Raw genomic sequence first — 13,663 nt, 5'->3', positions numbered from 1 at the left:
AGATGTGTATAAGAGACAGCTCTAGACGCCACTGTTGCCGATTTGAGTCATCGTCAAAATAGAGTCCGCGGGTTAAATTCCAGGCCACCATTGCGTAGCCAGTCATACAATTCACTGTTGCGCCTGAAACCCAGCTTGCGCATCGCCGTGAGTTTATGGGTGCTGACGGTTTTGACGCTAAGTGAGAGTTTGCTGGCGATCTTCTCAGGGGTTAATTCCCATGAGATCCCTTGCAGAACCTCACGCTCGCGTGGGGTCAGGTGCAAACTGCGACATGCTCTTTTCGAATTGGCGATCAAAGACGACTGACTTGCCTGTTCAAACATTTCCTCGACCAAGCGCAGCACAGCATCAGGCCTTGCCTGGCGGCTTAATACCGCGTCTTGAGGCCGGTTTCTTACATTCTCAGCCGCCGTATCCCGGATAAAAATCGTCCCGATTAGCCGCTCCCCCGGATTTTCCCTGCAAGCATTGAGCCTCGCCGCCCCGCCAAAGGGTTTGGCACAGACCATCAGGTCGATCGCTATCCCTGGCGTCACCGGTACAAAACGCCACGTATAGCCTTTCGCCAGAAAATACTCCTGCAAAATATGCTGGATACCCTGTGCGAAATAACGGTTGCTATCCTGGATAGCGATAACAATACGTGGCTTCATTTTACTTCCTTATAATTTGAGACATAATATTTGGTATTTCGGCATGGTGTTTTGCTGAAAATTAGCATCTACCCAGATCAGGGGTATGGCTCCCTGTCGGAATTATTCTGCTTGCACGCCCCTATATCTCACTAATATCTGCGGTGTTTACCCTGGTAACATTTATACAATTTATGAAGCTGCCTCAACACTCTGTTAAATAATGCCCTGACTTTTCATGGCCATTGTTAATAACATAAATCAATAAACACACCATCATTCCGTAGTTACAGCAATAATCAGCGAGCCACTATATTCCCCCCCAACAATTTCCTTAGCTGCGCTCCGTAATTCAGAGCGAACGGTAAATATTCTGTAGGTGTCCACACGCTTCAAGACCCCCTGTTCAGCAGATATTCCGTCAATAGAAATAAGCGACTTAAGCGTGTCAGGGCCTTTAAGTGTCACACCACCATTATTGGGGTAGTAATTTAAAGCTTGTACCCGCACGTTGGTAGATCCGGTACAGTTAACAGAGACCTCTGTCTCGGCTCTATCTAGGTTGACCTTAGTACTGGCCACTAGATGATTTATGGTACCGCTACCGATATAGCAGGTTAATGGTGGTGTAACCGGCGGATCTGGCTCCTCTGGCGGTAAACCAGCATCAGGGTTTTGGTTGCAGCCTCTGGGGTAGTCTTGCAGGTATTTCTGAGTAATGATGGTTAGGCAAAGACTAGGGCCAGTCTCAAGCATGGTTTGGCCCTGCACTCTGAGCGCATTTCGCACTTCATCCAAGGTAGCACTAGCAGGAAGTTTGGCAAGGATTAGGTCGTCCTTAATGGAATAGAGCCTTATTTGACATCCTCCTCCTGCGCAAGGCAATCCGGGCTCCACGTTTATAACATTGATCGTATTGGTTATGACAAACACATATCCATTCACGTCTTTCCATGTTATTTTCCCTCCGTGTATCATAGCAGAACTATAAGAACTCACTGAGTAAGGTAAGATAAAAGAAAGTATAAAAAACATAAAAAACCGGGTCACTGAAATATTCATAATTCAACCTGTTTTAGTACCGCACGTAGAGAAGTCCGCGCCATCTTTTTTTAGCCACATGCCGCCCCTGACAGCGTATTAGAGGAATAGCAGCCCCAACTATTCTCTATTGGTGGCTCTGACACCACGTTATTCATAATCGAGTCTAAAGGTAGCAGAGGCGCTGAAGAGGCCGCGCTCAATGGTTTTATTCGCGATCGCTTTGGGTTCCCCTTGTACATAGGCCTTCAGAGCAATGATATTGCTGCCGGCCTGCAACGTGTACTTCCCACGGGCCTTATTAATCGGCAGGGGTGTAGCATCCAGAGTTTCCAGCCCAATCGCGATCCCTTTCGCCTGGCTACCGCTGTCCGGCGCCAGTAAGCCGGGTAGCGGCAGGCTTTCTTCCGTACTCACGAACCTGACCGTTACCGTCTTGCCCAGCGTCAGGTCACATTCCACCAGGTGTATCTCGAACGACTGCCCCAGCGTACGCGTGTTCAGGTACAGATACTTGTCGATAACCGTACCAAAATCCAGCTGGATATCTTCGTCACCCGGCAGTATCACGCACGGCTCCGTCACCAAGGCACCGTACAGACGTACGTTTTTTTCCCCGGCCGCCAACGTCGGGTTGGCCGTCAGCGCGGCAAGCAAGAGAACTAGCCCCATCCCCACTACGGCACGGTCAAAATAACGGCCTGTCTTGCGTTCCATTTCGGGCTCCTTATTGGTAGTCGGCTCGTAGCGTTGCCCAGGACTCAAATGCTCCTTCCGTCAAGGTGGCACTCGCATTCTTCACCGGCACCGCCTCCAGACGCGGCGGGTTAGCCAAATCTATCTTCAGCGTGCTGTTTGGCGTAAACGGCTGGTCATTCTGGTAGACCCGGATGCCCAGGTTCGCCTTGTCCGTCAGCAGCGCCTCACTATCGAACCCCGCCACACTGCCGCTCAGACTCAGCGTCAGCGCCCCGTTACCAATGGCAGCCTCCAGGCAGGTTATCTGGTAGTTCATCATCTGGCGGTAGTTCACTCCATCCACCTTGTTGATACCCACCCGTTCGCCGAAGTTTACCTCTATCCGGTTGTCGTCGTTGATGGTGCACGGCGGCGGTGTTATCAGCGTGCCGTGGAACGTCATGTCTGCCCCGTTATCCTTCGCCTGTGCCGTAACGACAACGCCCATCAGGCCGCAGGTCAGTAGCAGGGCTCTTATCGTTATGCTCATACTCTGCTCCCGTTACTGGTAATCCACTTTCATCGTCGCACCCGCCGTGAATTCACCACCCGTCAAGGTAGCCCCACTCTGCTTGACCGGAATGGCCCATAGTTCCGGTTGGTGAGGGTAGGTGAAGTTCAGCCAGCTGTTGATTGCCAGTTTATTGCTACCCCGTTGCAGCTTGATCCCCAGCCCCGTCTTGGTGGTTTTCAGCACCGTGCCGTCAAAGCTGGCCCCACTTCCCTGTAACTGCAGTTTCATCGCGTTGGAGGTAGCATCCTTACAGCCCAGCGTATAATTCACCGGCATACGGTAGCGATCGCCGTCCACCCTGGTCGTCATCACGTCACCGAATTCCACCTCAATGGGTCGGTTATCGTTAATGGTGCAGGAGGGAGGCGCCAACACCGTCACCTTAATCGTCACCGTACTGGTCGTCGCGCAGAGCATCAACGGCATAGCCATCAGCAAACCACTAAGACCAACGAGCCTCTTCCAACGCACAAAGCTCCTGTTATCCATGACTCGCTCCATCAGTCATCACTCAGATGAAAATCCACCACTGCCAAGTTACTGCCCGTTACCAAAGCGGCTGGCGTACGTTCAGAGGTGACGGCGTTGGCACTCGTTGTTCTTGCCCTTTCCATTCATGTCCCCTCCCGTCTCTCCTCCTGCCCATCATGGTGGTAAGAGCGCAACTCAACCGCCTTTCTTCTCCGGTACCACGGTGCAACTGCTGCCGTTACAGCTAAAACTCAGCTGCGGCCGGCCACCGTAGTCGTTGACGTAGGTCAGTACCGGGCTGTTGCCCACCGCCGCCGCACTCACCGTCAACGGCAGGCTGCTCTTTGGCGGCACCATCATTGGCTCGAAGCCTTTTACCCCGGCCCCAGCTTTTTTGCTGTTGGCATCCACGATCGTGACGTAATACGGCGTCGGGTTGTTGACCATATACTTGTCACCCTGTTTGCTCAGCGTCATCTGCTCCTGCGGCGGTGCGGCGTTTGTGTCCATCGCAATTCCCGCCGGGCGGTAGAACAGCTTGATGCGCGTCTGCAGCGCAATCTGCAACGTGTTCGCTTTGCTGCTCTTCGGCGGGATCTCACGCAGGTTGAAGTAGTAAAGGGTTTCCTTGTCCTGTGCCAGCAACTTGGCCGCTGGCAGCGCCTGGATTTTTACCTGGCTCGGCTTGCCTGGCTCGATACGTTGCACCGGCGGCAGCACCGTGAGTGGGCTCTGGATTTTGTTGCCCTGTTCATCCTCAATCCAGCCCTGCGCCAGATAAGGCAACTGCTTGTTCTGATTACTGACATTCAGGCTCACCGACTTCTGGCCGCCGTCAAAAATCACCCGCGTGCGATCCAGCGCGATAGCCGCCTGGGCCTGCTGTGTGACCAGCGCCCCCAACAGGACAGCACTCTTGAGCGTAAGGCCAAGAGACCGTTTCATCGTTTGCTTACTTTGCATTATCTGTTTCCCAGCCTTAGCGGCCTTGTTAAAAGGTTACAAGGGGAACGCCCCTTAATCTGCTGACGAACTGACCGGGCGGCAAGGCAGTAGCAAGGTGTTCATCAACATGTCGGCAGGCAGCAGGGCAGGCATCTGCACCTCGCACTGAAGCTCCCCGCCCCAGTGCACCGTCATGCTTTCCCCGGCGTTGATACCACTCAGGTAGACGCTGCCGCCATCGTTGACTATCCCGGTTTCTTGCCGCCGTGCGTTCATCACCGTGGCCCCAAACGGCGGTTCGCTCCCATCAGCCAGTTTGAGTATCGCCATCGCTTTTTCGCCAGCAATCACATCAAACCGACGATAGCCAATCGCCCCTTCGGTCAGCGTTGCCTGTACCACCGACGTCGTCGCTTCCGCGTTATCACCCAGTTGGTTCAGGTCGATGCTGGCCTTGTTGCGGTAGTAACTATTCACATCGCCTATCACCGCCTTACCCCAGAGGTTGGTCCGGCTGGTGCTGCCATAGCCGCGCACCGGCACATCCGCCACGCCGTTGGCGTCAATCAGCATCCGTGTCCCTCCCTGCCTCCCGGCGCGGTGTAGCGCACCGCCCTCGGCCGTCATTGTCATCCCGCCCTGCATCGTCATGCCGAAAGCGCTGAAGTTATCCTGCTGATAACTGGCATTGGCACTCATGCGGGCAATATCCCCCTCACGGTTGTAGTAGCCGCTAAGGGAGGTCCCACTGCGCGAAGCACCAATATTCAATTGGTAGTTATTGTGTTCATCCAGCCGCTCGTAATATCCCACCCGATGCGTGGACTCATCGCGGCTCACCGTCGTGTTGTAACTCAACGTCGAGCCGTTGCCCCACGGCAGTGACAGCGATAAATAGGCGCCATCATCTTTGGAACCATTGTATTGATTGCGATACGCCGTGAGTGACAGGCTGACATTACGCAGCTTGCCAATATCGAAATAACGCGATAGCGACAGGCTATACCTATCGTTAGCAGGCCGATCCCAATAGGTTTCGTGGCTGTAATTGAGATAGCTGCTCAGCCCCCATTCACGGAACTGCTTGTTGAAGGTGATGGTGTACATCTCCTTGCCGTTGCGGGTACGTTGGCCATAGTCACGCGCGTCCAGGTACTCGCTCATGCTCATAAAGTCCTGCTCAGAGAAGCGGTAGCCGGCAAAGGCAATCTGGCTGTCGTACTCATCAAAGCTCTTCGAATAGCTCAGGCGGTAAGATCCACCACTGAACGTACCGCCTTGTTGAGGCAGACGCGCCCTTGATTGGGTCGCATCAAACGACAATGCCCCGAATGCCATTAAGTCACGACCGATACCTACCGACAGTGCGTTATAATCCCCGCCAGCCAGTGCTCCGCCATACAGCGACCAACCATTACTCACCCCCCAGGAAAACTCCCCGGTACCAAACAGAGGACCACGCAAACGGTGTTGCCAGCCCGACGGTTTGCCGGCCGCCAATTTGAACCGTATTGCCCCCGGGCGCGTCAGATATGGGATACTGGCGGTGTTCAGAACAAACTCCTGTACGCTGCCGTCCTGTTCTTCCACCCGCACATTCAGCTCTCCGGTTACCGCATCGTTGACATCCTGGATACGGAATGGCCCCGCAGCCACCTGGGTTTCGTACAGGACTCGCTCCTGCTGACGGATAGTGACCTTGGCATTGGTTCTGGCGACCCCAACCACTTCTGGCGCGTAACCTCGCAGGTTTGGCGGCAGCATGTTGTCATCAGACACCAGGCTTACGCCGCTAAAGCGAAAGCTGTCGAACAGGCCTGAATCCAGGTAGTTCTCCCCCATCATCAACTTCGAGCGCAATGCTGAAATGGCGCGGTAGGCGTAATAACGGCTCCAGTCGAACTGCCTGTTCGTAGGGCGGCCAGACCCCGCCTGATGAGTAAGGTTAGTCTGCCAGTCTGCCCGTAAACGCCAGGACCCCAGGTTGGCCCCGGCAATACCGTTACCGCTCAGGCTGTAGCTGCTCGTCCCTTGCTTAAGCTGCCTTTGCGTCTGCGTATTGAGGTTGTAATCCAGCAAGAGGCCTGGGAGCCCCTCTTCCCAGCGTGACGGCGGATCCCAGTTATCGGCGGTATACTCCAGATAGGCCTGAGGAATATTCAGATACAAGGTTGAGGTGGATAAATCGCCACGCACCTCCATACCTTTCAGACTGGATTCATCCAGACACTCCCCCTGACGCCACCAGCGCAAATCCTTGGCCGCGCCCTCTTTCAACCCTAACTGCGCCACCAAAGCTTTACCGACACAGGCCCGGCTGTCATTCGGATCCCCTTCCGGTGGGTAAAACGATATCGCTTGTTCCGGTAGATCGTTTTTATTGATATGTACGGACATGCTGTAGGTACCCGGCATGATGTAACCGCCGCGGGAGAAGTGGCTCAGATCGATATTTTTGCGGTCATGCACATCCAGTACATCCGTGTTGAACTGAATATCCTCGGCGGCGTACACCACGGTCGATACCGTGCTCAACGCCAAAGAAATACAGACGCTGAGTGCCTGAAGACGTGTCAGCTTCTCTACAGGTGACAATCCCATATCCCTAACCTTTTTATTAATGCCTTATTCCTGTGGCAATGTCTTAATAGCGTTTAGAAATAATCCAATTTAAAACGAATGGAAGAGACGTATTCACCGGACTTTAAAACATGGTTATTGGCTACCAGATTTACGGCATAACTCAACACCATGTTATGAGGATTAATCGTTTCCAATGGCAAGGGTTTGCCCGGCCGGGCAATATTGCCACCGAGGTCACTAATTTTCAGCGCCACACCGGATGCCGTGCCTTGCACGGTAAATAGCCCCCCTTCGTTATCTCCATCAAAGGTCACCTGAAAATTCTTCCAGTCAGGTAATTGACGACCAAAGCGCTTCAACTCACAATCACTCAATTTAATGAAAAAATTTTTACCCCGTCCCTGACCATCACGAACAATATCCTCTACAGAGATCGCATCAATCTCAACGGTTTGGTCTTGGCTCTCTACGGCAATAGCACAGGCAGTATCAATAATGGATCCTTGCATATTTACACGTCCCCATCCCAAGGCAGCATGTGCGGCCAAAGAAGAGAAAGGTACCGTAATAAATAGGTAAGAAAACACGGCGATAATAGGAGTTACATTCCACATGGCAAACTATCCTTGACGCTATCGTCCTCCAAAAAGGCATGCGGATCCCTCCACATGCCCAAACAGATTATGCCTATAATGACGTAGCCGATTACTGGTAGGCTAAAGTGAAGTTGGCAACCGTCTCGAATTTGCCTTCGGTAACCGCGGCAGAAGCCCCATCACCCTGCAGGTAAGCACTGAAGTTCAGGGTATTATCGCCATTTTGCAGTTCCTGGAGAGCTGTTGCCTTAGTCAGCTCAATCGGGCCGTTAACATCTTCAATAACGATGCTGGCACCACGCCCAGTACCCAGACGGTTTTTGACCGAACCGACGTTACCATTAAAGGACACGCTCACTTTGTTCTTGGCATCAGGCCCGGTACCGATTTCGCAATTCTCCAGATCAATGGTGAAATCATGCGAACTAGATTTGCCGCCGTCCTTCAGGGCAACTTTAGAAATCTGGCCCAGTTCAATCGTCTGTTCGGCAGACTTTTGCGTGATAGAGCATGGAGCATCAATAATTGAACCGTTAAAGGTGATTTTACCGTGCCCCTGGTCTTTCACTGCGGCGTGTGCCACAGAAGACATACCCAAAGCCACTACTGCTACCATCATGATCTTGTTCAGTTTCATGCAAAAAATCCTTAAAATGAAAATTCCATAAATTTCAGTTTTCAATGGATGCGAGATCCATGTGTTTATCGCCAGCCCCCTAAAACAGCTTCCTTCGTGTCTTTGGCAAGGCCAGTAAAACACAAGCAGCCTCAAGTCTGCCGATGTGGATAAATCTATCATCAAAACAAAAATTAGATATTTGTTTTAAAAATATGCGATTCTTTAGATTTTTACTCCAATTATTTAGAACTATATAAGCTTAAGCATCAAATAAACAAAGGCTGATAGATATTGTCAGATTTAAGTATTCCACCTATAAATTAAGATTATTCTTAATAATTTGACTACCCTAAAAAATACATATAAAAAGCCATTTTCAACACACTTAATGAGTATTCATTATGTTTTACATCATCAATAAGGTGATTAAATATTCACCGGAATCAAAAGAGCTATCATTGGCGCAAGAGGAGCAAACCTCATTGGTTTTGTCTAATCAAGCCTCACGATTGTTAATGGAGCTGATAAAAAACTTTGGTAGTGATTTAACCCGAGATTATTTGCTGAAACATATTTGGGAGGATTTTGGGTTAACACCATCAAACAACAACCTTTACAGTGCGGTGAGTGAGCTAAGGAAAGCGATATCAAGCCTTGGCATCACAGAGCAAGTGATTATCACTATCCCGAAGGTGGGATTCAAGTTTAAGTGCAGCGTTGATTGTTTACCTAAAGAAATAAATACAGAAAAAAAAGAAAGTAAGGAAATAAAGCCGACATCAGTAAACCATACAAAATTGGTCAGTTTTTTTGTCGCATTCTGCATTGCCGCATTAGTGATTTTTTACTACATCCTTGTAGAATCGAAAGGTATAGAAATAAAGACATCCACTCCCTCCTTAATCGACGTGATTGATAAATGTAATATTTACTCATTAGATAGTCCAGCAGTACAGTTCAAAGAGAAAGTATTCGAAAATATTTTTGAAAAAACCAACCTTAAGGAAGAGTGTAAAAAGAATGGCTACAACATATACTACAGTGATATAAAATCAATAGATGATTATGGCTTTATTGGTGTATGTCTTAACACTAAAATCAAAAAAAATACAAAATGTTTCAACATCAGGAATGATTAAAATGAACAGAAATGCCATGTTAATGGTGGCAATCCTATTAACTATAGCAATTGCTGATTATAGTTATGAGAAAAAAATAAAGACCAGGAGTTTGTTATTTACATGTAGCTATAACATTCGGTTACATTTACAAGCAAAAAACACGAAATATTTCAAAAAGTTAACGTTTTCTTTTACGATGATAATTCAGGATTTCAAAGCGCTTTTGGAAAAATGGAGATAGAGGGCAAAAAACACACCATCGATAATGATAACTTTTTCATCTATAATGAAACCGACAAAAATGGAACCTATACGGTAGAGTATAATAAAACAGTAAAAAATATAATGACAACACACCGGATAACTCATGGGGTAACCTTGGGAATAAAACCTCTGTCTATTACATGACTTTCCACAAGTTCGATGACGATGTTTTTCTAATCAGAGGGTGCGGATTCCCAATGTTTCTTTGCACCAATAGCTAATTTATCCCCGCCGCCCTCCAAAGCCGCAGGTGGCAGGGATAAGCCACTGGCGTTAGCCATTCACTATTGCTGCTACCACAGAACTAAATTTGCAGGAGTCGAGTTGTGCCCCATTGCTAACCAAACGGGCGCAGCATGCAGAATATCTACAATTGTGCGTCCAGTGAGGAAATATCTGCGGTCTCAAATCGGCTGATCATTGTTCACTGCATGACCGAGCCGCACCCATGTCTATCCGTGAGCCAGGCAGCCTGAGCGACAAACGCCAGACGTAAAAAAGCCCGCTTGAAAAAGCGGGCTTTCTTGAATGTGCTCGGCGAGAGAGGATTCACTCGTATCGTCCATGATACTCGCCCCTTCGGGGTATCGCTGGCGCGATATGCAAATCTGTTCCCGACAGATTTGTCGACCTCCGCGGAGGTTCTCATCCTCATAAACGCCAGACGTAAAAAAGCCCGCTTGAAAAAGCGGGCTTTCTTGAATGTGGTCGGCGAGAGAGGATTCGAACCTCCGACCCACTGGTCCCAAACCAGTTGCGCTACCAAGCTGCGCTACTCGCCGATGCGGGGCGCATCTTACTGCTGGGCCGTATACGCGTCAATCTCTTTTTCACCACTGCATACCAAGTGGCGCTAAAAGCGCCAAACAGGCCAGTATCTGAGCGGATACGGCCTTTCTGACTCGGTTTACAGCGCCTTGGCGTCCGCTTTGCTCTGCGGAAGGTGACACCAGTTATTGCTCTCAACAATACCGCCGTCTGGCGAGGTGTAACCCAGGCAGCCGAGGATAGAGTCAAACAGCTCTACGTGACGGTGCGGTTGGCCAACCCGCTGTTGAGTCTGTAACTGCTCAAACGCACTCTTATGCTGCGGGTCTTCGAGGTATTTATCGGAAGCCCAGACGATCATCGGCACACGGAACTGCTCCGGCGGGGCCATTTCACGCGGCGTACCATGCAGATGCGAGTTTTCACCAATGGATTCGCCATGGTCGGCCGCGTAAAACACGATAGCCTTCTTATCTCGCACCTGGTCAATCACGCTGTCGATAAAGGTATCGGTGTACAGCACCGAGTTGTCATAGGCGTTAATCAAGCGCTCTTTGGAGCAGAACTCATCCACGCCCATGCATTCCGGCTGATAACGAGCAAAGCTGCGCGGGTAGCGCTGTGAATAGAGGTAATGCGACCCTTTGGTATGCAGGATCACCAAATGCTTGCCGTCAGGATGGCGAGCCAGCGACTCTTTCATCTCATCCACCAACAGCATATCGTCCACCGATTTACCGTCGTTACGCTTCTCTGAGGCGATCATTTCACGGAATGAGTAGTTATCCACATCGGTATTATTGTAGAACCACACCTCGCTCTGCATCGCGAACAGCTCGGAACTGAAGCCCAGCTCTTTCAGTACGGCAAAGATATTCTGCTCTTTCAGGGTTCGCTGCGGGTTATCCGAGGTGCCATGCTCGCGCACGAACATACAGCGTAACGAAAGCTTGGTGGAGGTATCACAAGATTCCCCACGGAACGCCACCAGGTTTTTCTCCTGCGACAGCTTTGGCGTGGTATCACGCTCATAGCCCAGGATGCCCATATGATCCCAGCGGGTGGTTTCACCGATGATAAATACCACGTAGGTATCATCGATGCCCTCTGGGGCAACATAGGTAAAGTTCTTGCTGGGATCGAACATGTTGGCTGCGTCCGAGCTTTCATCATAACGGGTGTAGGCAAACAGCCCCAGCGCCGAAAGCCAGTTGGAAGGCAGATAAGAGTGCGCAACCACCCCGCCATAGCTCGGCAGATCGATATTGGTGATCTTTTCCTGTGCGCTTTGCTCTTTATCCAGGGTACGCAACGGCAGCCACACCAGCGCGACCACTGCCAACATAATCAGCAGTGGCTTAATCCGCTGCCCTGGCGTTTTCATTTGTTCGATCAGGGTGTCGCGCAGGTTATTGCTCCAGATGCACAGCAGCGGCAAAGCGCTGACCACGATCATCCACAGCACAAAATTCAGCCCGACCACCTCTTTAGAGAGATCGATATCGGTGGTCATCACCGAAACGATAATCCCATAGCCAATCACTACGTTGAAGAACGTCATGTAGTAACTGGCAGCGACGGAGATCAATACCAGTAAAGAAGCGACGATACGGTAAAACAGCCGCCCCCCCAGGGATACCAGCCGCATGATAAAGAAGGTGAACAGGACAATGGCGATGACTTCCGTCAGCGCAGAAACAACCTTGATCCCCTGAATGCCGTGCGCAAAGGAATCAAAACGACGATAGAAAACGGAAAGGTTTAAAAAGATGCCGATATAGATCGCTAACAATAACGATAAATTCTGCTGTGATAGCGATTTAACTTTGTTCATGTAACGCAGTGGCTCCGGGCTTCAAGTTCTGAAACCATCAGACAGTCGATATGCCCTCAGGTTCAGCCGATGGGCAATAAGCATCATTCTGCAGAACAGAATCAAGAAAAATCGCACCAAACGAGCATTTTTTGCCAATTTTGTGAGGAAAATAGCGGGAGACACAGCCAGGGAATGGGGGAGCATTGCTCCCCACTTTCAGCGGTTTTTGGCAGGAAACATTATTTAATGTTAAGGGTTACATCGATATTGCCGCGCGTGGCATTGGAATAGGGGCAGACCACATGGGCTTTCTTCACCAAGTCTTCCGCAACGCTACGCTCAACGCCCGGCAGGCTGATATCCAGCTGAACCTCAATGCCAAAACCGTTGGGGATCTCACCGATACCGACGGTGCCCTCGATGGAGGCTTCGGCAGGGATTTTCACTTTTTCTTTGGAGGCGACAAACTTCAGTGCCCCCAGGAAACAGGCCGAATAGCCCGCGGCAAACAGTTGCTCAGGGTTGGTAACCTCTCCGCCTGCCCCACCCATCTCTTTCGGCACGCCTAATTTCACGTCCAACACGCCGTCGGATGAGGTTGCACGGCCGTCTCGGCCACCGGTTGCCTTGGCATGGGCGCGATAAACCACTTTCTCAATAGACATAGATCGTTCCTTTTCGGGTTGGTGACCCGATCCAGTGTAGACCATTCTGCGCGGAGCCCAGGCTCGCACAACAGACGTTAAGCACGGTATGCTAAGTTCTATCTATCGGATGCCGCAGGGAAATCAAAGCATGACTGACACATTGGCCGAACGCGCCCGCCGCTATGCCACCAAAGCGCATGGAGCGATCGATCAGCGCCGCAAATACACGAACGACCCGTATATTGTGCATCCACAGGCAGTGATGGAGATTGTCAGCAGCGTGCCGCACAGCGAAGAGATGCTGGCTGCGGCCTGGTTGCATGACACCGTGGAAGATACCCCCTCTACGCTGGCCGATATCGAAAGCCATTTTGGCCCGCAGGTTGCCAGCCTGGTCGCAATGCTGACCAACGTCAGCGTCGGCAGCACGGAAAATCGCTATCAACGCAAGAACCGCGATCGACACCACAGCGCCAGCGCCTCCCCACAGGCCAAAACCATCAAGCTGGCCGATTTGATCGACAACACCCGTTCCCTGCTGCAATACGACAGTCACTTCGCCAAAACCTACCTGGTGGAAAAACAGCGCCTGCTGGAAGTGCTGACCGAAGGCGATCCACAGCTATGGCGGCAGGCTAGCTTTATCATCGAACAGGGTTTGCAGGCGCTGCAGCTGCCACCGCATAACGTCCCGGCACGTTGGTTTGACCATGCCCGGTTGCGATACCAGGCAAACGAGGTGGTATAAGCTTGAGATAGGAGGGAGACATAAGCACTGTGATGGCCCCTCACCCTAGCCCTCTCCCTGTACAGACCGGGGACATGGTAGACAGGTGTTCAAGGACATGGTGAACACTTTTTAACATCCTTTACCCATGATGATCGACCTATTTCTCAGGTCGATC

At 50.8% G+C, this 13,663-nt stretch carries 13 protein-coding genes and 1 tRNA gene; 2 read left to right on the top strand and 12 right to left on the bottom strand.

Annotated features, from left to right (window positions below; all coding sequences use genetic code 11):
- Nucleotides 1–53: 53 nt before the first annotated feature.
- The 9 genes from A6U95_RS18430 to A6U95_RS18390 form a co-directional block, all read right to left on the bottom strand.
- Nucleotides 54–656, bottom strand: a complete 603-nt coding sequence (locus A6U95_RS18430) for a helix-turn-helix transcriptional regulator (protein ID WP_065685519.1) — start codon at nucleotides 654–656, stop codon at nucleotides 54–56.
- Nucleotides 657–911: 255 nt separating this feature from the next.
- Nucleotides 912–1,697 carry a hypothetical protein gene (locus A6U95_RS18425; protein ID WP_065685518.1) on the bottom strand — a complete coding sequence of 262 codons (786 nt, stop codon included), beginning with the start codon at nucleotides 1,695–1,697 and terminating at the stop codon, nucleotides 912–914.
- Nucleotides 1,698–1,826: 129 nt separating this feature from the next.
- Nucleotides 1,827–2,393 carry a fimbrial protein gene (locus A6U95_RS18420; protein ID WP_065685517.1) on the bottom strand — a complete coding sequence of 189 codons (567 nt, stop codon included), beginning with the start codon at nucleotides 2,391–2,393 and terminating at the stop codon, nucleotides 1,827–1,829.
- Between the two features lie 10 nt (nucleotides 2,394–2,403).
- Nucleotides 2,404–2,904 (bottom strand): fimbrial protein, encoded by a 501-nt coding sequence (locus A6U95_RS18415; RefSeq protein WP_065685516.1) that lies wholly within the window; start codon nucleotides 2,902–2,904, stop codon nucleotides 2,404–2,406.
- Nucleotides 2,905–2,916: 12 nt separating this feature from the next.
- Complete coding sequence (locus A6U95_RS18410; RefSeq protein ID WP_065685515.1) at nucleotides 2,917–3,417, bottom strand: fimbrial protein; 501 nt, start codon at nucleotides 3,415–3,417, stop codon at nucleotides 2,917–2,919.
- 177 nt (nucleotides 3,418–3,594) lie between these two features.
- Nucleotides 3,595–4,362, bottom strand: a complete 768-nt coding sequence (locus A6U95_RS18405; protein WP_241810682.1) for a fimbria/pilus periplasmic chaperone — start codon at nucleotides 4,360–4,362, stop codon at nucleotides 3,595–3,597.
- A gap of 54 nt (nucleotides 4,363–4,416) precedes the next feature.
- On the bottom strand, nucleotides 4,417–6,945 hold the full coding sequence (locus A6U95_RS18400; RefSeq protein WP_065685514.1) for an outer membrane usher protein: 2,529 nt from the start codon (nucleotides 6,943–6,945) through the stop codon (nucleotides 4,417–4,419).
- Between the two features lie 53 nt (nucleotides 6,946–6,998).
- On the bottom strand, nucleotides 6,999–7,541 hold the full coding sequence (locus A6U95_RS18395; protein ID WP_065685513.1) for a fimbrial protein: 543 nt from the start codon (nucleotides 7,539–7,541) through the stop codon (nucleotides 6,999–7,001).
- A 91-nt stretch (nucleotides 7,542–7,632) separates the two neighbouring features.
- The gene (locus A6U95_RS18390) at nucleotides 7,633–8,160 is read right to left on the bottom strand and encodes a fimbrial protein (protein WP_024527774.1); all 528 of its coding nucleotides are present in this window, start codon (nucleotides 8,158–8,160) and stop codon (nucleotides 7,633–7,635) included.
- A 383-nt stretch (nucleotides 8,161–8,543) separates the two neighbouring features.
- Here A6U95_RS18390 and A6U95_RS18385 point away from each other — a divergent pair, with 383 nt between their 5' ends.
- Complete coding sequence (locus tag A6U95_RS18385) at nucleotides 8,544–9,281, top strand: winged helix-turn-helix domain-containing protein (protein WP_065685512.1); 738 nt, start codon at nucleotides 8,544–8,546, stop codon at nucleotides 9,279–9,281.
- Nucleotides 9,282–10,232: 951 nt separating this feature from the next.
- Here the strand turns inward: A6U95_RS18385 and A6U95_RS18375 are convergent.
- The 3 genes from A6U95_RS18375 to A6U95_RS18365 all read right to left on the bottom strand — a co-directional run bounded on the left by A6U95_RS18375 (nucleotide 10,233) and on the right by A6U95_RS18365 (nucleotide 12,776).
- Nucleotides 10,233–10,309, bottom strand: a tRNA-Pro gene (locus tag A6U95_RS18375).
- Nucleotides 10,310–10,434: 125 nt separating this feature from the next.
- Entirely contained in the window at nucleotides 10,435–12,129 is a 1,695-nt protein-coding gene (gene eptB / locus A6U95_RS18370) for a kdo(2)-lipid A phosphoethanolamine 7''-transferase (RefSeq protein WP_024486967.1), read from the bottom strand.
- 221 nt (nucleotides 12,130–12,350) lie between these two features.
- On the bottom strand, nucleotides 12,351–12,776 hold the full coding sequence (locus tag A6U95_RS18365; protein ID WP_024486966.1) for an organic hydroperoxide resistance protein: 426 nt from the start codon (nucleotides 12,774–12,776) through the stop codon (nucleotides 12,351–12,353).
- 130 nt (nucleotides 12,777–12,906) lie between these two features.
- Here A6U95_RS18365 and A6U95_RS18360 point away from each other — a divergent pair, with 130 nt between their 5' ends.
- Complete coding sequence (locus A6U95_RS18360) at nucleotides 12,907–13,506, top strand: HD domain-containing protein (RefSeq protein ID WP_065685510.1); 600 nt, start codon at nucleotides 12,907–12,909, stop codon at nucleotides 13,504–13,506.
- The last annotated feature ends 157 nt before the right edge of the window (nucleotides 13,507–13,663 follow it).

This window comes from Serratia sp. 14-2641, assembly GCF_001692375.1.
Taxonomy (GTDB): Bacteria; Pseudomonadota; Gammaproteobacteria; order Enterobacterales; family Enterobacteriaceae; genus Chania; species Chania fonticola_C.
The sequence above is the reverse complement of the archived record's forward strand: the minus strand, read 5'-3'. Positions and strand labels throughout refer to the sequence as shown.